Consider the following 522-nt stretch of genomic DNA (forward strand, 5'->3'; position numbering starts at 1 on the left):
CAGCAGCGCGTGAATGAACTTCTGGAACTCGTGGAGATGCGGGAGCTGGCAAGGGTGAAAGCTAAATTCCTGAGTGGAGGACAGCAACAACGGGTCGCCCTGGCAAGAGTGCTTGCAAAACCCCCTGAAGTGCTACTGCTCGACGAGCCGTTTAGTCATATTGACCACTTTCGAAAGAACAAGCTTCGCAGAAACCTTTTTTCCCACCTTAAAAAAGCAGGGATCACTGTGCTGGTTGCCACTCACGACAGCACAGACGCCCTTTCTTATGCCGATAAGACCATAGCGATGAAAGCCGGCAGGATCATAGAAATGGGAGATCCACGGGAGCTGTATAATAATCCTAAAAATGCATATATAGCTTCCCTTTTTGGAGAAGTGAATGAATTGCCTGCTTCCCTGTTCTTTAAAAAACAGTCATCCCGAAAAAAGGTGATCCTTTATCCGCACGAGATCCACCTCACCGATGCCGGAAGCTACAAAGCGGTGGTGAAAAATTCTTTTTTTAAAGGCAGTCATTTT

Annotated in this window: 1 protein-coding gene; it reads left to right on the top strand. The window is 47.1% G+C overall.

Annotation, left to right across the window (positions count from 1 at the left end):
* Window positions 1-522 (top strand): ABC transporter ATP-binding protein (locus HC175_RS17280; RefSeq protein WP_168139552.1); only part of this gene is annotated, 522 nt, incomplete at both ends.

This window comes from Salinimicrobium oceani (assembly GCF_012037645.1).